Raw genomic sequence first — 18,953 nt, forward strand, 5'->3', positions numbered from 1 at the left:
CCCTATTTGGGTTGGTAACCGGAATTACGCTCTATGTTGTTGTTTATCTCGTCGGTTGCATTGTCCAGCGTATCGGCCACATCCGCGCCATTGGCAATGTCGGACACGGCCTTGGAAAAGACCGGAGAGATGAAGGCATAAGCTGGCGTCACCGGACGCAATGTTCCCTGACGCTGGGAGAGCTCGAAGAAAACCTCGAGCGGGCCGCCCTGCTTGTAATTCTTCGTCATCTGGGCCGCTGAAGACGTGGCCGGGATCAGGCCGATCGCGTCGGAGAACTGCGCGAGATATTTGTCCTGTATGGCGAATTCGATGAAGGCGGACGCGCCTTCGGGATGTTTGCTGGTGGCCGACACGCCAAACTGCCAGGATCCGGCGCCGATCTTCGGACCGTTCCCGAAATCAGGGGCCGGCAGGAACAGCAGGTCGTCCCCATATTTCTCCAGAGCCTTCACCGCAACCCAGTTGCCCATCCATTGCAGGGCGTGGCGGCCCTCCAGAAATCCGGTTTCATGGTCGGCAGGCGACTGCGATGTTCCGGGTGCGAGCTTCTTCTGGAACAGGGACTGCCACCATTCTCCGAACTTGATGGCACTGTCTCCGTTAAGGACGTTCTCGGCGGTTTGATAATTTTCCTTGTCGATCAAGCTGCCGCCGAAGCTTTCCAGAAACGGGCTGAAGGCGTAGCTGTACCATTCGGTTTTATCGGCCATGCCGAGGTCGATCGCATAGTCGAACTTGCCGCTGGCCGCGAGCTTTTCGAGCGCTGCATTAAATTCTTCGCCGCTCCATGGCTGGTCCAGCGTTGGAATGCGAATGCCATTTTCATCGAGAACGGATTTGCGGGCAAAGACCGCGACGGCTGCGTCCCACAGGCCTACTGAATAGAGCTTGTCCCCCCACTTTCCCACCGCGCCCGGCAGGAAGTTCGCAAGCTTTGCCTCGTCGATCTGCAATGGCTGCAGATAACCTGACCACGCCCAGTTCGGCATGTTCGGTCCGTCGACATCCAGAATGTCAGGCAGCTTGTTGGAGAGCGCAGCGGCGGTGACGGATTCGTTATATGCGCTCTGGGGAAATTCCTGAAGCGAAACCCGCCAGTCTGACTGGGACGAATTGAAGTCTTCGATAATGCCCGCCAGGATCTTGCGTTCTTCAACATTGCCAGCACCGTGATACCACATCGTGAGATCGGTTTGCGCGAGTGCGGTAGTGGAAAAAAGCATCGACAGGGCAGTCGCCGCCCCCGCAAAAATGGCTTTTGTGGTCATGGATTGTTCTCCTCCTGAAGAAGGGTAACTTCACCATCTACAGATTGTTCCGCAGAAAATTCGCCTTCGCGCGTGCCAAAAACGCGCCAAACAGGAAACGGGCATCGATAAATCCGGCCCGATTTGCTTCGGAACCACTGTGAAACTGGACGGGAGCTGACAGTCCCCGCCCTTGCCGGCACGAAGTTCTCGGTTTCGCACGCGAAATCCTGGGCCCGCTTCTCCACGACCAGAAACATGAATTTCTCTATGAAACCCTGCACAGCTACCTACAGGAAGGCAGATCCGCGACACGGGCGGCGAGTTTCCTGAAGATACATAACAATACCCTGTACCAGCGCCTCGCCAGAATAGAAGCGTTGACCGGCCGGAGCATCTCTAACGCAGATGATTTCACTCTTCTCAGCGTCGCCTGCCAGCTTTATTCAGCCTATTCCGACTGAGCTCTCTCTGCCTGTTCAAGAGCCTCGGGATTCAATCCTGACGGCCCCGTTTCCCCGGCCATGCTGTCAGCGCGACGTCGACCAAGTCCTTCAATCTTGCGGTACACGCGCCATCACAAGCCTGCGCAGACATGCCCTGAATAATGGCGCCATAAAAGCGCGCGAGGGTATCCGTGTTCGTTTGCTCGGGCAGTTCGCCTTCGCTGACGGCGCGGTCGAACCGCGTCTTGAGAATCTGCATTGCCGCCTCGCGCCACGCTGCCGCTGTGCGGGCGACAGAGGCGTTTTCTTCCGAATGCTGGAGAACGGCGGTAGACACGATGCATCCGCGCGGCTTGTCAGGCTGGGTGTCTCCTTCGGCAATGTCGTAGAGATAAGAGGCGAGCGCCTCGTAGGCCGGTATTTTCGCCTGCAGCATTTCGGAACGGCGTTGGCTTTGCTGCGCGATGCTATGATCGAGCGCCAGCCGGAATAATTCTTCCTTTGAGCCGAAGGTCGCATAGAGGGACGGCGGGGTGATGCCCATGGCATGGGTAAGGTCCGCTATCGAAGTTCCCTCATAGCCGCGTTCCCAGAACAGCCGGGCTGCGACATCGAGCCCTGCATTCCGATCGAGCAGACGCGGTCTACCGCGTTTTCGCGTTGTTTCAGTCATTATTATATCGATCACTATAAAAATATTGACAGACCATGATTGGCTTTTATTATATCGATCGCTAGTTAAATCGCAACGGAGTGATCCATGTCCCGGAAACTATCCAACAAAGTCGCCCTCATAACGGGCAGTTCACGCGGCATTGGCCGCGCCGCCGCTTTGGCGTTTGCGAAGGAGGGTGCAGGTCTTATCGGCGTCCACTATGGCGCGAATCCCCAGGCCGCGCAGGTAACGATCCGCGAGATCGAGGCCCTCGGTTCGAAGGCGGTCGCGCTCAATGCCGATCTGCGGGCAGGGAAAGCAGCGACCGACAGCTTGTGGGAGCAGTTTAAGGAAGCCGCGATCGCTTTCACCGGCGCGCCATCGCTCGATATTCTCGTCAACAATGCGGGCATTGCCCCGGCGACACCGTTGAAGGAAACAACGGAGGCCGCGTTCGACGAGTTGATGACGATCAACTTCAAGGCGCCATTCTTCCTTATTCAGGCTGTCGCTGATCATCTCCGCGACAATGGCCGGATCATCAATGTTTCGACCGGTTTCACGCGCATTGCGGCGCCGACGCATCCGGCCTATGCGGCATCCAAGGGTGCGCTTGAGACATTGACACTGGCACTCGCCCCGGAATTCGGCCGGCGCGGAATTACGGTCAATTCGGTTCTGCCGGGTGTTACTGAAACCGACATGAACGCCGAATGGCTGGCAGCGCCGGAGGCCCGTGCCGGTGCCGAGGCCCTGTCCGTCTTTTCACGTATCGGTCGCGCCGACGATATTGCTGACGTCATCACGTTCCTTGCCTCGGATGATGCCCGCTGGACGACCGGGCAGATGATCGATGCGACAGGCGGTGCGCGGATTTGATCCCGCGAGCGTAGACTTGGATGACGGGTGTCGGGCAGTTTCGCTCGACCCCGAATGAGGAGGTGGGACGGCTGTAGTCCTCCTCTTCGGGCAGGTTCGTATATCCGGGGCCGCGCCGCTGACTTTGTCGGCCTGCCTCATCTGGTGGCCGGCGTTATCCGTGCTTTCGCGCCCACCGCAGGTTCTGGGTTTGCCCGCCATAACCATAGGCATCGCCGTCGACGGCGTGAACAAGGACATAACTCGCCTCGTGCACGGGGCCTACCAGCGCGTTCATCCCGTCATAAACCCGCCGGACCCATTCGGTCGTCTCATCCTTTATGTTGGTGTGCTCGGTAATCGAAACCTCGACATAGAAGCTTCCGATCTTCTGGTCGGTGAGGCTCGATCCGGCAATGATCCAGTCCCCGGGATCGGCACTCTCGACGAGAACCGCAGTGACGGCCGGGTCCTTGTGCAGGATTTCCGCCGTGAGGCGAGATAGCAGCGCCGCGACTTCCAGCTTTGGGTCGCTTCCGTTTCGGGGTTTGGTGTAACGCGCTTTGATCATGGGCATGGTCTTGTCTCCTTGTTGCCGAGACACCTTGCGCAAATTTCTTCATAATGAGAAGATGAGGATAGATATTCCATACATAGTGATTTCATATGATTGATCTTGAGAGCGTTCGCCTGTTCATTTTCTCCGTCGAGCTCGGCAGCCTGACAAAGGCGGCGGAGGCGGCGGGAACCGTGCAACCGGTCGTCAGCCAAAAATTGAAGATGCTGGAGCAGCGTGTCGGCAGGCGGCTGATCGACCGTTCGCCGCGTCATCTGCGGCTCACGGAGGATGGTGAGGTGTTTCTGCCGAAGGCGCGCGAGCTGCTCGCCAAACACGAGGAAGCACTGACCTTCGGTTGTGAATCACCGCTGCACTTTAGCCTGGCTGCCAGTGACCATGCGATCGGGGGCCGCCTTTCGACGGCCATAAGAGCGATGCGTGCTGCGCTCCCCGCCAATGCGGTGATTGAGGTGAATGTCGGCTTTTCCCGGCAGGTGAAGGAAAGTTTCGCGTCCGGACAGGCGGACGCCGTCATTTTCAGGCGTAACGGCGGGGGCTCTGACGGCGAAATCCTGCGCACCGACAAGCTCGGATGGCGGGCCGCTCCAGACTGGCGGCCGCGCTCGAACAGCGCCATTCCGCTGGTGTCGCTGGGAACCGGGTGCGGAGTCAGAGAAATTGCGGTGTCGGAGCTTAGAAGAGCCGGCGTGGATTGGCGCGATGCGTTCACCGCCGGAAGCTGTTCGGCGCTCCATGAAGGAATTCTTGCGGGAGCGGGCGTCGCGCCGCTCGGCGATATTAGCGCCCGCGGCCTGCCCGACAGGGGTGCCGAACTCGGGCTGCCTTCGTTGCCGCCTTCCGATATCGTTCTTCTCTCCCGTGCAAGAACGCCGGCACACGCATCGGCGATCAGGGCGCTGGCCGCAGCCGTATCGGGCACCGGCGATTAGGTGAAGGGGCGGACGTGCTTTAGTTTCCGGCTGCTGTTCGCAGCCCACGGTCAAGTGCGAAGCGCCTTCCTGATATCAAAACCATTCGGGAGGCACGCTTTACGCTATCAATGGGGATCATCCCTTTGTGGATAACGTCAGCCCGCGTTGCTCAAGTCCATGTAAGCGGGTTCAAACTCGTGGCCATCGGGATCGGCGAAGGTGCGAAGATACATGAAACCCAGATCCTGCGGCTCTCGAACATCCGCCTGTCCGCCCGCTTTTGCTGCGGCGTCAACCATGGCATCCACCTCTTCGCGGCTGTCGCGCGAAAGAGCAATCAGCATGCCGTTTGTTTTGTGAGCATCGGCGATCGGTTTGGCGGTGAAGGTCTTGTAATAGTCATGCCGCAGTAGCTGGAACGTAATCGTCTCCGACCACACCATCGAGCTTGCGTCTTCGTTGGAGAACTCCTCGTTCTTCACGCAGCCGATTGCCCCGTAGAAGGCGGTTGAAACAGCCAGGTCTTTGACCGGCAGGTTCAGGAAAATCATTCTGGCCATTGTCTTTCTCCTCATGTTGGAACGGAATTACAGGAAGGTCTGCTGGAAGGTCTCACTCGGATGGATGCAGATGATCTCCAGCCGGTCCGTACCGATATTTTCGAAGCGATGGGGGATATTGGCAGGCCCGACGACGATGTCTCCCGAAGAGCCGCGCGCCCTCTGATTGCCGATTGTGAACTCGGCCTCGCCTTTGCGCACCACCCAGGTTTCGGCATAGGGGTGAACATGCAGATCAGGGCCGCGACCCGGATCGGCATTGACGAGAAAGATGGATACGGCGCTTCCGTATTCGGATCCTTCATAACGCACTGTCCGGCTCTCGCCGGGCTTCGGTTCATGATGACGGCGGATGGAAAACATCTGGTCTCCTCCTCGAGACAAAACTATCTTCGCGAGAAGATATATGTGATATTTATCTTCCTGTCAAGATATCTATCTTCTCGCAAAGATATATTCACGAAGCAGGCAAAGCCGTATATGGTTTCAGAGTGGCAATGGGGTTATGAGATGAAGCAGGCGATGCCGGACACGACGGCGGATCGGACGATTGAAACTGACAGGGAAGATCATGTTGATCGTCTCCGTGGCCAGTGGGCGCGGGAACTGCCTGATATCGATACCGAGCCGATGGCTATCTTCGGGCGCGCCAAACGGCTCAGCAACCTTCTGGCGCCGTCAATAGAAGAGACATTCGCCGGCTTTGGTCTCGATCGCGGCGAGTTCGATGTTATCGCCACATTGCGCCGGTCGGGGCCGCCCTACCAGCTGACGCCGACGGAGATGTATACGACGCTGATGCTCTCTTCAGGCGGCCTGACGCACCGGCTTGACCGGTTGGAAAAGGCTGGCCTTATCGAGCGCAGAAAATCGAAGCTTGATGGGCGCGGCGTTGTCGTATGCCTCATGCCGTCCGGCATCGAGCTGGCGGAAAAGGCGTTTCGCCGGGATATGGCAAGCGAGTTGAATTTCCTGCAGGGCCTCACTCCGGACGAGCGGGATAACCTTGCGGCGCTGCTGAAAAAGCTGGTGCTGGATATCGAGGCCCGGGTGTAGCTTCTGTCTTTCATTCGCGCATCTGCAAATCAGAGGCTGTTGCCTGGCGCCTGCGGTTTGCGCCGCAACCAGCCGGATATCGTAGAAAGTATCTCTCTCAGGCGGTCACTGTGTTTTCCAGGTCTCGAGCAGCATCCTCACAAATTTTTCGGCGGCTGGGGAAAGAGCACTGCTTCGCCGTTGCACGATGCCGATCGTACGGGAGACCACCGGGTTGACGATCGGCCGGGTGATGAGGAATGGGTGATCGTCCTGCGGCGTCGCCAGTCGCGGCAGGACGGAAATTCCAAGCCCGGCTTCGACGAGACCGAGCGATGTGTTGAGATGCGTGACCTCATAAAACCAGTTCAATTTCAGATTGTGCCGCGCAAGCGCGCTGTCCAGAAGCGTCCTGTTGCCGCTTGAACGATCCACGACGACCAGCGGATAGGCTTCCAGCTGGTCCCACTCGATCGTTTCGAAAGCTGCCAGAGGGTGGTCTTTCCGCATTGCCAGCACGAAGGGGTCGTCGATGAGCGGCTCGAATGAAAGCTCGGGATCTGAATTGCCCATCAGGTTGATGCCGAATTCCACCTCGCCTCTGGCGACCGCCTGCAGACCCTCATTGGCTGTCAGATCCCTGATCCGCAGCCTTATGTGGGGATATTGCTGGCTGAAGGTCTTGATAACGGTCGGAAGAAAGTAAAAAGCGGCAGTGGGGACGCAGGCCATCGTAATAAGCCCGCGCCTTTGCGCGCCGTCCTTCATGGCAAAAAGCGATCCGTCAAATTCCTCGAGCATACGCCGGACGAGCGGCATGACTTCCTGCCCCATGGCGGTAGGGGCGACGTGGCGCGTCGTTCTTTCCAGAAGTGGCGCGCCGATCGCCTGCTCCAGTTTCTGGATGCGGCGGGTGAGCGCCGGTTGCGAGATGTGCAGCGCCTCGGCGGCCCTGTGGAAACTGGCGAGTTCAACCACCGCTTGAAAAGCCCGCAGATCCAGAATTTCACAATTGATGCTCATAACGCAATAAAACTCCAAAACATTGCATTTAACAGATTAGACTCTTTTGCTCATATTGCAACAACACGGCGTATTGATCCGCCAAATGCAATATTGAGGCAACCCATGAACGATCTGCTGAAGATACCCTGTGTGCTGATGCGCGGTGGAACGTCGCGTGGACCGTTTTTTCTTGCATCCGATCTTCCCCGTGATCGAGCAGACCGGGACGCGGCCCTTCTTTCCATCATGGGGTCGGGCCATCCTTTGCAGATCGACGGCATTGGCGGGGGCAATCCGGTCACGTCCAAAGTTGCGATTATCGGACCTTCCACGGTCAGGGGCGCCGATATCGATTATCTCTTCGCACAGGTTCGGACCGACAGACAGTATGTCGATTATTCGCCAAACTGCGGAAACATGCTGGCCGCCGTCGGCCCCTTTGCCATCGAAGCGGGGCTTGTCGAGGCGAAGGGCAACGATACTCTTGTGCGAATCCATAACGTGAATACCGGCAAGCTGATCGAGGCGAAGGTTCCGACGCGCGGCCGCGAGGTTATTTATCTCGGCGACGCCTCGATCGACGGTGTTCCAGGCCTGGCGGCGCCCATTGCATTGACATTCATGGATGCAGCGGGTGCGAAAACCGGCAAGCTGCTGCCCACCGGAAAGCCGGTTGACGTGATCGATGGGGTCAACGTGACGGCCATAGACTGCGCCATTCCGATGGTTCTCATCCGCGCAGCAGATCTCGGCATGACCGGTTACGAGGATCCGCAAACCCTGAGCGCCAACAAAGACCTTATTGAACGGATGACGCGCATCCGCATTGAGGCTGGAAAGTTGATGGGAATGGGTGATGTAAAAGACATGGTCATTCCGAAACCGGTGCTCGTTGCGCCCGCCCGTAAAGGTGGCACTCTCTCGGTACGGTATTTCATGCCCAACGAGTGTCATCCTGCATTGGCGACGACCGGTGCTGTTGGCATCGCAACGGCGGCTGTCACCAAAGGCTCCGTCGCATATGATGTGGCCGGAGGTCTTTCGGTGCCCACCCAGATCCGCATCGAACATCCAGCCGGCTGCCTCGACGTGCAGCTGGAAATGCGAAACGGCGCAATAATGGCCGGACTTGTAAGAACGGCGCGCAGGCTTTTCGAAGGCTTTGCCTTCGCCAAACCAACCGCTGCGATTGAAGACGCAGCCTAGACGCGGCCATAGTGGCGCAAAATATAGTTAAACCGGGAGGAGACCCTTATGCGTAAATATCTGCTTGCAACCGCCGCGCTCTGTGCGCTGGCAGCATCTGCCCATGCCGAATCCGTCAGGATGAGCGTTGGCTCGTACAACCTCAACAACCTGCCTTTCCCCGTGGCCGCCAGTCTCGGCTTCTACAAGGAGGAAGGACTTGATGTAACGACCGAGAACTTTGCACAGGGCGGCTCGAAGGTGCTTCAGGCACTGGTTGCCGGTTCCACTGACGTTGCCGTTGGTTTCTACGATCATACGATCCAGATGCAGTCGCAGAACAAGCATGTGGTCGGCTTCGTGCAGCTTGCCCGTAACTCAGGTCTCGTTCTCGCCGGCAAGAACGATACCGATTTTGATCCGGCCAAGCCCGAGACGATCAAGGGCAAAAAGGTCGGCATTACGTCGCCCGGCTCCTCTTCGGACTTCTTCATTCGCTACTACATGAAGCAGCACAATCTTAGCGACAACGACATTTCCATCATCGGTGTCGGTTCGGGCGCTGCGGCCGTTGCAGCCCTGCAGCAGGGTAAGATCGATCTGCTCGTCAATTACGACCCTGCCGCGACCATCGTTGTGGAGCGCGGACTGGGCAAGATCCTCATCGATGCCCGTAGTGATCAGGGCGCCAAGGATGTTTACGGCGGCATCTATCCGACATCAGTTCTTTACGCGACGCAGGACTATATCAATGCCAATCCCGAAGTGATCCAGAAGGTCACCAATGCAACGGTTCGGGCGCTGCACTGGATGAAGCAGCATTCTGCGGAAGAAATCGTCGCAAAGCTTCCCGATGATTTCGTGTCCGGCGACAAGCAGACCTACATCAAGGCCGTTGAAGCGGCCAAGGCGATCTTCTCCGAAGATGGCAAGTTTGAGCCTGCCGATCTCGAAACGCCGCTGGCCGTTCTGAAAAGCTTCAATGACGCGGTCGCCAAGGCGACGATCGACCTCAACACCACCTACACCAACAAGTTCGTCGAGGCTGCTGCCTCGAAGGCCGCAAACTGAGAGGCTGCCATGTCTTCGCCAGCTAGAAAGCTAGAACCTGTGACGGAACTCAAACCGCAGCCGATGGTGGCAATCGACGACGTGACCATGGCGTTCGGTTCGTTTGTTGCCGTGCAAAACGTAAATCTCAAGGTCGGCGATGGCGAGTTTCTCTCCATCGTTGGGCCGACGGGATGCGGAAAGTCCACCATTCTCAACGCCATCGCGGGCCTGTTGAAGCCAGCGCAGGGCAAGGTTTCCATCGACGGTTCGCTCGTCAAGGGCGTACAGAACAACATCGGATATCTGTTCCAGCAGGATGCGCTTCTTCCCTGGAAGACAGCCTTTCAGAATGTCGAGCTTGGTTTGATGTTCCGCGGCGTTCCCGAAACCGAGCGGCGCGCCAAGGTTCAGGCCTGGCTTGAAAAGGTCGGCCTGAAGGGCTTCGGAGACCGTTTTCCGCACCAGCTCTCGGGCGGACAGCGCAAACGCGTGCAGATGGCGCAAGCGCTCATCACCGAGCCGAAGGTCATCCTGATGGATGAACCCTTCTCCGCATTGGATATTCATACCCGCCACCTCATGCAGAATGAATTGCTGCGCCTGTGGCAGGAGGATCGCCGTGCGGTGGTGATGATCACCCATGATCTGGAAGAGGCGATTGCGCTGGGAGACCGGGTTGTCGTTCTCGCTGCAGGCCCGAAAAGCCGAGTCATCGAGAGTTTCCCTGTCGATCTTGAACGGCCCCGCAACGTTGCGGAAATCAAACTCGATCCTAAATTCATGACGCTCTATCGCGATATATGGGCGTCCCTGCGTGGCGAAGTGGAGAAAAGCTATGCAAGCCGTTAATGTTCGTATCATCCAGATCGCTCTTCTGGTCGTGCTCTTGGGCGGTTGGCAGCTCGGTGTCACCTCGGGCGCCATCGACCGCTTCTTCTTTCCCGCGCCCTATGACATCGTCAAACAGGTGATTGACTGGGTTGCCGATGCCGGTTTTTACAAGCATGTCGGCATCACGCTGAGCGAAACGGTGCTTGGCTATATCATCGGAACAGGTCTCGGCGTCGGTGCCGGCGTCTGGCTGGGCCTCAGCCCCTTCGTCGCCCGCGTGCTTGATCCGTTCATCAAGGCCGTGAACGCCATTCCGCGTGTCGTTCTGGCCCCGATCTTCGTGCTCTGGCTCGGTCTTGGCCTGTGGTCGAAGGTTGCGCTTGCGGTTACGCTCGTCTTCTTCGTCACGTTCTTCAACGCCATGCAGGGCGTGCGCGAGGTGAACCCGGTCGTGCTTTCCAATACCCGCATTCTTGGTGCGAAGCGCTCGGATCTGCTGCGTCATGTCTATTTCCCGGCGGCGGCGAGCTGGATCTTATCGTCGCTGCGCACTTCCGTCGGATTTGCGGTGGTCGGCGCAATCATCGGCGAATATCTGGGAGCTTCCGCTGGCCTCGGTTACCTGATCGCCCGCTCGGAAGGAAACTTCGATGCGGTCGGCGTTTTTGCGGGCATCATCATCCTCGCGGTCTTTGTTCTTATTATTGACCTCATTCTGGATTTTGCGGAGAAGAGGTTGATTACCTGGCGACCGAATGCAGGCGAGGAGCGTCCTGCGTAAGCGGACTGAAACAGCAATATTCCGTCGGGGCGGTCGTTGATCGCCCCTTTTAAATGCCTGAGCCTTGCACGCAAAATGGGGCGTTCAAATCCTTCCATCCGCTGGACCAATTGCCATGCTGGACATCTACTACGCCGATTTCGACACCACCTTCATGCCGCCGGACCCGGGCTGCCTCGAATTCGCCGGTTCCATCGATCTCGATGCGCACCGTTTGCTTGCGGCCCTGTTCGACAAGGCCCGGCAGGCTGGCGCCGATCTCAGCTATTTCGACGATACGTTGCTTGAACCCGCGCAGGTCGCGATATTGCTGAACATCCTCCTTGCAAATGAACATGTTCTGGAAGGTAACGAACACGCGCTGGCCGCGCTCCATTCGATGCGCGACTTCCTTGAAAGGGCCGCGAAGCGAGGCGTGGGGCTCGTGGCTTTTGCTGACTGAGCACCGGATCAGTGTTGTGTTCCTGGTGGTTGAGATTTGTAAAACTGCCGGGAAAAGTCTCCTCACATATCTCGACACAAGGGGCTTTTTGATGCTCCAAGGGAGAATGCATCCGCTGAGGAGCCATTCATGCAAACAGTCACAAATTCATCTCCCCTGTCACTGGATGGCGCGCAATGGGCGAGATTCCGCAAGCGGGATGAATTGCGAAGCGCGATGCTTGAGCGGCGTTTCGACGAGGTCGAGCGTATACTCGCGACGCTTGAGGCGGCGTGGTGGCAGTCCGATGATCTGACGGATGATCATTATATCCATCTTTCGACCGATACCGGCGTGTTCGACAGCGCCAGCGTCGATGCGGACCTCAGACTGGAACTGCTCGATGCCTGGGGAAAGGCATATCCGGCTTCGTACCATGCAAGGCAGGTCGCTGGTCATTATTACTTCCGACGAGCCTGTGATATCCGAACGGCGACCTGGGCGTCGGATGTCGGGGAAGACCAGTGGGCCGCCGCCCACATGGCCTGCATAATTGCGGCAGACCATTTGCTGAAGGCGATCGCACTTTCTGCGCGGCCTGCCCTTGCCGCGGAAACCATGATGGAGATGAGCCAGTATCTCGGCCAGCCTGATTTCGTCGATGCGCTGTTTCTCGCTAAGCCCGTTGAAAAGACGGTAGCGCGCGATGAGTTCGAGCCGGAGTTTTACGATGCCGTATGCGCCCGGCTTGCCAGACATGGATTGAAGCCGCCAGGCATCGTAACGGCGACGCTTCCTGCCTCGCTTCCGCCCCTGCAGCAGGGGGACGCCCAAAATCCCGGCTATTACTGGCTGCGTTATTGCCTTTCGCTTAGGCCCCGGTGGCCGGAAATCCTGGTTTCCTATGCGCAATATCTGAGCCCGAGATGGGGTGGCGATGATGGTGAGGTCGAAAAATTCGCCAAGGGCCCCCTGTGTTCTGCATTGAATGAACAGGAGCGCAATTCCGTGCGCTGGCCCGGAGTGCAGGATGCGCTGACTATCCCCGATTATCCGGAACCCGGCGATACCCGAGAAATTGCCGCGCGGGAGAGGATTTTCAAGAATTGGCTGGCGCGGGATCTCACGGATCGCCTGCGTTTCGTTTCCCTCGGGAAATACGCCAATTTTACCCATTATTCTCTCAAGGACGAAAAACTGGCGTATCAGCGCCATGTCGAATCGATCCGTTATTGCAACGCGCCGGGAACCTATCCGGCCATTGACGGCCCGTTCCGTGACTTCACCAATCTGATGCTGATCCAGCATTTCGACGATCATGACGGCGCTTATGCCGATGTGTTGCAGACGGCCGTGCGTCGTTTTGATGAGCCGACCATGCTGGCCATGGCGGCATTTGCCTGGCAGTTCGGCATGTGGGGGATAGAGGCCAACCCTGCGATCGCCACGCAGCTGGTTGACCGGGTAGCACAGCTCGAGCCGCTCTATGAGCCCGATGAGTTTACGCCGATGCATGCCTGCCGGATGATATGGGATGGAGGCTTCCAGCAGGAGTCGGCCTGGTTGACCCGGGCGTTGGCTGAACGGCGTGTCTATTCGGCCGCGGCAAGCATGTATGACATTGTAACGGGGTTCCGGCCCGACACAGACCCGCAGCTGCTCGACAGCGACGAAGCGGGTCACTGGCTTCAGCAGGCAGTCGAGGAAGGTGAACCGGTCGCGCTTTATAACTATGCCTGGCGGCTGGAAAATGTCGACAATCTCGATCTGTCGCTCCGGGAAAATTTCGAACGGGTTCAGGAATATTACCGTGGTGCCATGGCAGGCGGGGTGGATATGTCCCTCATTCGACTGGCGAGCGTCGATCGTCGGCATGGCACTGCGGAGGAAAAACAGCAGGCCGTCGCCGATATGAAATCCCTCATCGACTATCATGACGACCACATTGCCGGAGAGGCCTATGGTCAGGTCGTTCTCGCCTATAAATACGGCGACGGCGTTCCCCAGAGCGAGTTTATCGCCATGCAATGGTTTGACCGTTACAAGGAACTCTTCCCCGATCATTCATCACTGGAGTGGATGGAAACGCAGGTTTATGGATCGACCGGATTGCAGATGGCCGGGCGGGCGTTGAAGGCGTTCTTCCTCGGCAAGAAACTCTCAAGCGACCACCTTCCACCGAAATAAGCGTCGTGATGGCGAGCTCCCTCCAGTCACCGCGTGAAGGCAGATGGCGAACCCTGGCCTGGCTCGCTTTTGGCGACATGTCCCTGCTGGCCTGCGGCCTTACGCTGATCCTGTCGCCTCTTTTGCTTGTGCTGCTGTCGCCTTCACGGCTTTTGCTGGTGCTTCTTGCGTTGCCGGCGCTGTCATGGGTCTTTTACGGGCTAATGGTCCTGCGCGCCTATGCGACAGTACCGACCCCACCGGTTTCGGATGGCATATTGCTGAAGGCCGAAGAGGTTCCCGCCCTTGCCGAAGAGCTTGAGCGGCTGCGCCTTGCCTGCGATGCGCCAGCCTTCACGGCCGTCTATATCAACGCCGCGCTTAACGCGTCCATCTATCAGACGGGCTCCCGTGGCGGCCAGCCCAAACATGTTCTGGTGCTCGGCCTGCCGCTTCTCGCCCTGTTGACGGGACGGCAGGCCGCGACCGTCATCGCGCATGAATACGCCCATATTTCCCGGTCGCACGGTCATCTCGCGCGCTGGGCTCACATGGCTCGCCAGCGCTGGGCGGCGCTTGGCGCGGTGCATGAGCGCAATCATCGGCTGATCACTGCGCCGCTCAGATTGTTTCTTGGCTGGTATGTACCGCGCATGATGCGCGAGACACTTGAGTTTTCACGCCGTTGCGAGGCGGTTGCCGATGCGCGGGCGATCTCGGTCTGTGGCGCAGATATTGCCTTTGAAACGGAAATCGCGCTGACTTTGCGGCAAAGAGCCCTTTCCAGTCAATTCTGGCCGGACATGTTTGCCGGGGCGGGCAAGAATGACATCACCCAAGCGCGACCCTTTGCCCTCATGTTGACGGAGCCGGAGAACAGCAGAGCGCGTGACGGCGCGCAGGCGGCGGTCTGGTTGCATGAAGATCTCTGCCGGAAACCGGATATTCATAGCACCCATCCCGTACTCTTCGAGCGCGTTGCGGCGGCAGGCGTTGATCCGGCAGGCCCGCTTCCCGATCATCTGCCATGGCGTCTTGGGGAGACTTCCGCTGCCGCTGAATGGTTGCGAGAGGAAGCCTCCGGTATTGCGGCGCGGCTTGATGAGGACTGGCGCGAAAATGCCGCGCAAGGCTGGCAGGACGCAAAAGACTGGCATGTCCGTCAACACGGTGAATTCTCAAGGCTCCTGCTGCGTCGTGAACAACAGATGTTTGACGAGCAGGACTGGCTGCAACTGGCGCTGCTGGCAGAGAAATTTGATCCATCAGGCACGCTCCGCGCCGAGGCGATCGCGGAAGGATTGCGATATTCGCCTGAAGACCCGGCGCTTCTACAGCTGAAGGCCGGGGATCGGGAGAAAGCCGGGGATATACACGGAACAATATCTCTGTGGCGCCGCATCGGCCTTAGCCGGTCTTTTCCCCGGTATCGGTTCCATCGCCACCTCTGTGAACTCTTGCTGAGAGCGGGGGACAAGGCGGCGGCAGAGCAGCATCGGCAGATCGCTGACCGGTTATGGACAAGCGAAGATACGGTTCGATCCACGTCCAACAGTACTGATCTTCATCCGCACGGGTTGGACGTATCTGAACTCGCCTTGCTGCAAGATACGCTTCACCCGCTTTTTCAGCATGCGCACGCCATCTGGCTCTGCCGCGACACGCCGCCCGATACACCGGACCCAACACGATGGTTCCTTTATGTGCAGGCTTATGACAGCTGGTTCATGCGCCTCATCGGCCAGTTGACCGGTGAGGAGGACGTGAATGCTTCCGCCTGCAAGCGACTGTTCGAGCGCTCGCAGGGGCGGCTGCATCTCTATCTGCAGCTTCGTTTTGTCGGCCCGAACGATCCGGTCCCGGATCATTGCAGGCACGATAGCCTGATCGCCCAAGCGGGTACGGCCACGAGCATGATCCGCCATGAAAATCCGCTGCACCTTCAAACCGCAGGAGTGGACAAAATGATCATTGATCCATCCGAGCCAATTCAACGTTTGCTGAAGGAAAAAATAGTCTGGGCGAAGGAGGCGGGCACTCCTCAATGGCATGGTATTCATGACGGGGAAAAATGCGAACTGAAGATGAATGACTTTCCGGACGAACCGCTCTACACGCTGGTCTGGCGAGGCGAGCGTATCGATTTTGACGACGCACCATCAAGCTGGGTGCTGCCACGGGATCAGGTCGGCAAGCCATAGCTTGGCGGGACCGAACGCGGGTGTGTGCGTGCTGGCCAGCCTGCCTCTCTCGACGTATAACGCCACCGATTCCGTCGTATGAACGAAGCTGGGGATAGCCATGTTCGAGAGGTGTGTTTGGCATAATGAGCCGCAGCAATGGTCGCTCGATAACCAGGTTCTCCACGTCACCACTGATAAAGGCTCCGATTTCTGGCGTGAGACCTATTATGGCTTTACGCGCGACAGTGGACACTTCTTCGGAATGGAGTGGCAGGGGGATTTCACCGCTTCATTGCGGATTGAGGGCCGTTATGAGGAACTGTACGATCAGGCAGGCATCATGGTTCGGATCGATGAGTCACACTGGATCAAGGCGGGCATCGAGCTGTCGGACGGTGTTGCCTGCATCGGCAATGTGCTGACATTGGATCGCTCGGACTGGTCCACGACTGCCTATGCAGGGGATCCTTCTGATCTGTATCTGCGCGTCACCGTTGCGGATGGCGTGCTACGCGTTCAAACATCCGCTGATGGAATCCGCTGGCCTCTTCTGAAACTTTGCCCGTTTCCAAAATCGCCGTTCTATCAGGTCGGGCCCATGTGCTGCACACCGGAGCGCGAGGGCCTGGAGGTGAGGTTTTCCGAGTTCCGTGTTGGACCTCCGCTCGGCAAAGCCCTTCATGACCTGACGTGAGAAATACCCGAAAAATCATCCTTTGCGGGGCCGAGTCACCGCGGTGTCGGTCTGCCTTGCGGCGTCGGTTTCCGGCATAGCCGCAGGGGCCGCCGCTACACGTGAAAATGATGCCTGAACGGGTTTGCGGTGCAGCGGATTGTCAGCAATTGCATAGTCCGGGTAACACTTCATTTAGTGATTTTGTGAAATCTAAAATACGCAGGTTCCAAGGTTTCATCGGCGGAGCCGGTAGAACAAGTGAAGCCACCTCGACCTGCCTGGCGGCGGTTCGAAAATGGCGCTCGCTTGTCGCCCTATGAGGAGGGGCAACAGCTACCCGCGATGTTTCATCATATATTCCCCGGCCTCCCGCGAGGGCGGCTGGAGGAGTGCTTGCCTTGAGGCCATTCATGTCTTTCCTGAAGAATACCAAGATAAAAACGAAGGTCGTTTTTGTCATCTCGCTGATGAGCCTGATGTCGCTTTCCGGAATAAGCTACGTCAGCCTGCAATATCAAAAAACCGACAACGTCTATAGCGACTTCATCGGCCATGAGGCCCTTGCTGCGGTTCTGAACGCCAGAACCAGCGGCAACCTCAATGCGCTCGGCATGCAGATGCTTCGCGCCAGCCTTAACGACCCGGCCAGCGGCGATTTCGAAGCTGCCGTCAAAACCTTCAGAGCCGACCGTAAGCAACTCGAGGAACGCCAGAACAAGATCATGGAGCTGGTGCCGGCGCGCACGGAAGCCGCCCGCGATATCCTCAAGGGTGTTGTCGAAGTCGAAGAGATCGGTAATCAGGTCATCGCCCTCATGCAGGCAGGGCAACGCGCCGAAGCGCAGCAGATGGCGCTTAACGTGCTTCGAAAAATTGCCGAAGTCTCGCCGAAGATCAGCGCCGGCAATGAGCAGCTCATCCAGGTCATGAATGAGGGGAGAGAGCGTCTTACAGCCAGCACCAATACGACGATCTGGACGGGCCTGATTACGCTCGCGCTCGTTTCTCTGGCTGTGATCGCACTTGGCCTGCTTGTTTCTTCCCGAGGCATCACCACCCCGATTGCGCGGCTTCGTGCGCGCATGGAATCGCTGGCGGCCGGTGATACGGCGAGCGAAATCACCGGAATGGATCGCAGGGATGAAGTTGGCCAGATGGCCGCCGCCGTGCAGGCATTTCGCGAAGGTGCAATCGAGCGCCTCCGGCTCGAGAATGAAACGGAAGCCAACCGGTCGACTTCGGAAAAGGACCGGATCGAGCGCGAGAAACAGAAGGCCAGGGAAGCTGCCGACGTACAGTTTGCCGTCGATAATCTTGCCACGGCCCTTTCGAAGATCGCCGAGGGCGACGTTACCTACCGGATCGTTCAGCCATTCGTCTCCGGCCTTGACGGTATCCGTGGTGATTTCAACCGGGCTGCGGAGCAGTTGCAGTCGACCTTGAGCCAGGTGGCGCAGAACGCACGCGGCATCGATGCCGGCGCCAACGAGATCAGGTCTGCGGCAGACGATCTAGCGAGACGCACGGAGCAGCAGGCCGCCGCCGTCGAAGAGACTGCGGCTGCGCTGGAAGAGATCACCACGACGGTGAAAGACGCCACGAAACGGGCGCAGGAAGCGGGTCACCTCGTCGGCCGCGCAAAAGTCGGCGCTGAAAAGTCCGGAGAGGTGGTGCAGCAGGCTGTCGCGGCAATGGAGCAGATCGCGACATCCGCCAATGAGATTTCCAACATCATCGGTGTGATCGACGAGATCGCGTTCCAGACCAACCTTCTGGCGCTGAATGCGGGCGTTGAAGCAGCCCGTGCGGGCGAGGCGGGCAAGGGTTTTGCCGTTGTCGCGCAGGAGGTTCGCGAACTGGCGCAGCGTTCCGCCGGCGCCGCCAAGGAGATCAAGAACCTGATCACGACATCGAACGGTCAGGTTCAGCAGGGTGTACAGCTGGTCGGTGAAACCGGCAGGGCGCTGGAACTTATCGTGACGGAGGTGAAGGAAATCAACCGGCACGTTGCGGCCATCGCGGAATCGGCACAGGAGCAATCCTCAGGCCTTCAGCAGATCAATACGGCCGTGAACCAGATGGATCAGGACACCCAGAAGAACGCCGCCATGGTGGAAGAAAGCACTGCCGCCAGCCACGGGCTTGCGCGCGAGGCGTCTTCACTGAACGCGCTGATCGCCCAGTTCAGGCTGACCGAAGGTTCGTTCAGCGAGGCAGCAGCGCCAGTGCGTTCGGCTTCACCCGCCGACAGGCCCGCTCGGTCTCCCGCCCGCGCCCTGGGCGGCAGGATCAAGGCTGCGTTTTCCGGCAATGCGGCATTGAATACCGCGGCGGATAATTGGGAGGAGTTTTGATCC

The 18,953-nt window shown here is 58.2% G+C and carries 20 protein-coding genes; 13 read left to right on the forward strand and 7 right to left on the reverse strand.

The annotated features are described in order from the left end of the window. Positions 1 to 2: 2 nt before the first annotated feature. Complete coding sequence (locus CFB10_RS23335) at positions 3 to 1,271, reverse strand: extracellular solute-binding protein (RefSeq protein ID WP_020009002.1); 1,269 nt, start codon at positions 1,269 to 1,271, stop codon at positions 3 to 5. Further along, the gene (locus CFB10_RS23905) at positions 1,268 to 1,510 is read right to left on the reverse strand and encodes a hypothetical protein (protein WP_141097750.1); all 243 of its coding nucleotides are present in this window, start codon (positions 1,508 to 1,510) and stop codon (positions 1,268 to 1,270) included. The genes CFB10_RS23335 and CFB10_RS23905 overlap by 4 nt, the downstream gene beginning before the upstream one ends. 18 nt (positions 1,511 to 1,528) lie before the next feature. Here CFB10_RS23905 and CFB10_RS24290 point away from each other — a divergent pair, with 18 nt between their 5' ends. After that, positions 1,529 to 1,714, forward strand: coding sequence for a helix-turn-helix domain-containing protein (locus CFB10_RS24290; protein ID WP_371258458.1), 186 nt, complete (start codon positions 1,529 to 1,531; stop codon positions 1,712 to 1,714). Positions 1,715 to 1,745: 31 nt separating this feature from the next. Here the strand turns inward: CFB10_RS24290 and CFB10_RS23345 are convergent, their stop codons facing one another. Continuing rightward, positions 1,746 to 2,369 carry a TetR/AcrR family transcriptional regulator gene (locus CFB10_RS23345; RefSeq protein ID WP_020009003.1) on the reverse strand — a complete coding sequence of 208 codons (624 nt, stop codon included), beginning with the start codon at positions 2,367 to 2,369 and terminating at the stop codon, positions 1,746 to 1,748. Between the two features lie 87 nt (positions 2,370 to 2,456). Between CFB10_RS23345 and CFB10_RS23350 the strand changes: the two genes are divergently transcribed. After that, complete coding sequence (locus tag CFB10_RS23350) at positions 2,457 to 3,230, forward strand: SDR family NAD(P)-dependent oxidoreductase (RefSeq protein WP_020009004.1); 774 nt, start codon at positions 2,457 to 2,459, stop codon at positions 3,228 to 3,230. Positions 3,231 to 3,384: 154 nt separating this feature from the next. On the opposite strand, the gene CFB10_RS23355 is transcribed toward CFB10_RS23350, so the two are convergent. Beyond that, the gene (locus CFB10_RS23355) at positions 3,385 to 3,786 is read right to left on the reverse strand and encodes a 4-oxalocrotonate tautomerase family protein (protein ID WP_020009005.1); all 402 of its coding nucleotides are present in this window, start codon (positions 3,784 to 3,786) and stop codon (positions 3,385 to 3,387) included. Positions 3,787 to 3,875: 89 nt separating this feature from the next. On the opposite strand from CFB10_RS23355, the gene CFB10_RS23360 reads away from it, so the two are divergent. Continuing rightward, positions 3,876 to 4,718, forward strand: coding sequence for a LysR family transcriptional regulator (locus CFB10_RS23360; protein ID WP_020009006.1), 843 nt, complete (start codon positions 3,876 to 3,878; stop codon positions 4,716 to 4,718). 137 nt (positions 4,719 to 4,855) lie between these two features. Here CFB10_RS23360 and CFB10_RS23365 read toward each other — a convergent pair whose 3' ends face one another. Together CFB10_RS23365 and CFB10_RS23370 are read right to left on the reverse strand one after the other, a co-directional pair. After that, the gene (locus CFB10_RS23365; RefSeq protein WP_026363363.1) at positions 4,856 to 5,260 is read right to left on the reverse strand and encodes a VOC family protein; all 405 of its coding nucleotides are present in this window, start codon (positions 5,258 to 5,260) and stop codon (positions 4,856 to 4,858) included. A 27-nt stretch (positions 5,261 to 5,287) separates the two neighbouring features. After that, complete coding sequence (locus CFB10_RS23370) at positions 5,288 to 5,623, reverse strand: cupin domain-containing protein (RefSeq protein WP_020009008.1); 336 nt, start codon at positions 5,621 to 5,623, stop codon at positions 5,288 to 5,290. A 147-nt stretch (positions 5,624 to 5,770) separates the two neighbouring features. Between CFB10_RS23370 and CFB10_RS23375 the strand changes: the two genes are divergently transcribed. Continuing rightward, the gene (locus tag CFB10_RS23375) at positions 5,771 to 6,316 is read left to right on the forward strand and encodes a MarR family winged helix-turn-helix transcriptional regulator (protein ID WP_020009009.1); all 546 of its coding nucleotides are present in this window, start codon (positions 5,771 to 5,773) and stop codon (positions 6,314 to 6,316) included. 105 nt (positions 6,317 to 6,421) lie between these two features. Here the strand turns inward: CFB10_RS23375 and CFB10_RS23380 are convergent, their stop codons facing one another. Beyond that, positions 6,422 to 7,318 carry a LysR family transcriptional regulator gene (locus CFB10_RS23380; protein ID WP_003510199.1) on the reverse strand — a complete coding sequence of 299 codons (897 nt, stop codon included), beginning with the start codon at positions 7,316 to 7,318 and terminating at the stop codon, positions 6,422 to 6,424. A 105-nt stretch (positions 7,319 to 7,423) separates the two neighbouring features. On the opposite strand from CFB10_RS23380, the gene CFB10_RS23385 reads away from it, so the two are divergent. The 9 genes from CFB10_RS23385 to CFB10_RS23425 all read left to right on the forward strand — a co-directional run bounded on the left by CFB10_RS23385 (position 7,424) and on the right by CFB10_RS23425 (position 18,950). Further along, entirely contained in the window at positions 7,424 to 8,506 is a 1,083-nt protein-coding gene (locus tag CFB10_RS23385) for a 4-oxalomesaconate tautomerase (protein WP_020009010.1), read from the forward strand. A gap of 48 nt (positions 8,507 to 8,554) precedes the next feature. Continuing rightward, positions 8,555 to 9,556 (forward strand): ABC transporter substrate-binding protein, encoded by a 1,002-nt coding sequence (locus tag CFB10_RS23390; RefSeq protein ID WP_020009011.1) that lies wholly within the window; start codon positions 8,555 to 8,557, stop codon positions 9,554 to 9,556. 63 nt (positions 9,557 to 9,619) lie between these two features. Beyond that, the gene (locus tag CFB10_RS23395) at positions 9,620 to 10,387 is read left to right on the forward strand and encodes an ABC transporter ATP-binding protein (RefSeq protein WP_034500883.1); all 768 of its coding nucleotides are present in this window, start codon (positions 9,620 to 9,622) and stop codon (positions 10,385 to 10,387) included. Further along, complete coding sequence (locus tag CFB10_RS23400) at positions 10,374 to 11,150, forward strand: ABC transporter permease (RefSeq protein ID WP_020009013.1); 777 nt, start codon at positions 10,374 to 10,376, stop codon at positions 11,148 to 11,150. The genes CFB10_RS23395 and CFB10_RS23400 overlap by 14 nt, the downstream gene beginning before the upstream one ends. A 115-nt stretch (positions 11,151 to 11,265) precedes the next feature. After that, positions 11,266 to 11,592, forward strand: coding sequence for a hypothetical protein (locus tag CFB10_RS23405; protein ID WP_020009014.1), 327 nt, complete (start codon positions 11,266 to 11,268; stop codon positions 11,590 to 11,592). A 129-nt stretch (positions 11,593 to 11,721) separates the two neighbouring features. Continuing rightward, positions 11,722 to 13,758, forward strand: a complete 2,037-nt coding sequence (locus CFB10_RS23410) for a DUF4034 domain-containing protein (RefSeq protein ID WP_034500886.1) — start codon at positions 11,722 to 11,724, stop codon at positions 13,756 to 13,758. A 203-nt stretch (positions 13,759 to 13,961) separates the two neighbouring features. After that, entirely contained in the window at positions 13,962 to 15,938 is a 1,977-nt protein-coding gene (locus CFB10_RS23415; protein ID WP_244559888.1) for a M48 family metallopeptidase, read from the forward strand. Between the two features lie 100 nt (positions 15,939 to 16,038). Continuing rightward, on the forward strand, positions 16,039 to 16,614 hold the full coding sequence (locus CFB10_RS23420) for a DUF1349 domain-containing protein (RefSeq protein ID WP_020009017.1): 576 nt from the start codon (positions 16,039 to 16,041) through the stop codon (positions 16,612 to 16,614). Positions 16,615 to 17,006: 392 nt separating this feature from the next. Continuing rightward, positions 17,007 to 18,950 carry a methyl-accepting chemotaxis protein gene (locus CFB10_RS23425; protein WP_020009018.1) on the forward strand — a complete coding sequence of 648 codons (1,944 nt, stop codon included), beginning with the start codon at positions 17,007 to 17,009 and terminating at the stop codon, positions 18,948 to 18,950. Positions 18,951 to 18,953: the final 3 nt, after the last annotated feature.

The organism is Agrobacterium sp. 719_389, assembly GCF_900188475.1.
GTDB classification, from domain to species: Bacteria; Pseudomonadota; Alphaproteobacteria; order Rhizobiales; family Rhizobiaceae; genus Agrobacterium; species Agrobacterium radiobacter.

What these genes read in the sequence shown, in the direction of transcription:
- CFB10_RS23400 (WP_020009013.1), top strand. Translation starts at nt 10,374, where the DNA reads ATGCAAGCCGTTAATGTTCGTATCATCCAGATCGCTCTTCTGGTCGTG.
- CFB10_RS23905 (WP_141097750.1), bottom strand. Translation starts at nt 1,510, where the DNA reads ATGTTTCTGGTCGTGGAGAAGCGGGCCCAGGATTTCGCGTGCGAAACC.
- CFB10_RS23335 (WP_020009002.1), bottom strand. Translation starts at nt 1,271, where the DNA reads ATGACCACAAAAGCCATTTTTGCGGGGGCGGCGACTGCCCTGTCGATG.
- CFB10_RS23345 (WP_020009003.1), bottom strand. Translation starts at nt 2,369, where the DNA reads ATGACTGAAACAACGCGAAAACGCGGTAGACCGCGTCTGCTCGATCGG.
- CFB10_RS23395 (WP_034500883.1), top strand. Translation starts at nt 9,620, where the DNA reads ATGGTGGCAATCGACGACGTGACCATGGCGTTCGGTTCGTTTGTTGCC.
- CFB10_RS23355 (WP_020009005.1), bottom strand. Translation starts at nt 3,786, where the DNA reads ATGCCCATGATCAAAGCGCGTTACACCAAACCCCGAAACGGAAGCGAC.
- CFB10_RS23425 (WP_020009018.1), top strand. Translation starts at nt 17,007, where the DNA reads ATGTCTTTCCTGAAGAATACCAAGATAAAAACGAAGGTCGTTTTTGTC.
- CFB10_RS23405 (WP_020009014.1), top strand. Translation starts at nt 11,266, where the DNA reads ATGCTGGACATCTACTACGCCGATTTCGACACCACCTTCATGCCGCCG.
- CFB10_RS23375 (WP_020009009.1), top strand. Translation starts at nt 5,771, where the DNA reads ATGAAGCAGGCGATGCCGGACACGACGGCGGATCGGACGATTGAAACT.
- CFB10_RS23420 (WP_020009017.1), top strand. Translation starts at nt 16,039, where the DNA reads ATGTTCGAGAGGTGTGTTTGGCATAATGAGCCGCAGCAATGGTCGCTC.
- CFB10_RS23365 (WP_026363363.1), bottom strand. Translation starts at nt 5,260, where the DNA reads ATGGCCAGAATGATTTTCCTGAACCTGCCGGTCAAAGACCTGGCTGTT.
- CFB10_RS23380 (WP_003510199.1), bottom strand. Translation starts at nt 7,318, where the DNA reads ATGAGCATCAATTGTGAAATTCTGGATCTGCGGGCTTTTCAAGCGGTG.
- CFB10_RS23370 (WP_020009008.1), bottom strand. Translation starts at nt 5,623, where the DNA reads ATGTTTTCCATCCGCCGTCATCATGAACCGAAGCCCGGCGAGAGCCGG.
- CFB10_RS23385 (WP_020009010.1), top strand. Translation starts at nt 7,424, where the DNA reads ATGAACGATCTGCTGAAGATACCCTGTGTGCTGATGCGCGGTGGAACG.
- CFB10_RS23390 (WP_020009011.1), top strand. Translation starts at nt 8,555, where the DNA reads ATGCGTAAATATCTGCTTGCAACCGCCGCGCTCTGTGCGCTGGCAGCA.
- CFB10_RS23415 (WP_244559888.1), top strand. Translation starts at nt 13,962, where the DNA reads ATGGTCCTGCGCGCCTATGCGACAGTACCGACCCCACCGGTTTCGGAT.
- CFB10_RS23410 (WP_034500886.1), top strand. Translation starts at nt 11,722, where the DNA reads ATGCAAACAGTCACAAATTCATCTCCCCTGTCACTGGATGGCGCGCAA.
- CFB10_RS23350 (WP_020009004.1), top strand. Translation starts at nt 2,457, where the DNA reads ATGTCCCGGAAACTATCCAACAAAGTCGCCCTCATAACGGGCAGTTCA.
- CFB10_RS23360 (WP_020009006.1), top strand. Translation starts at nt 3,876, where the DNA reads ATGATTGATCTTGAGAGCGTTCGCCTGTTCATTTTCTCCGTCGAGCTC.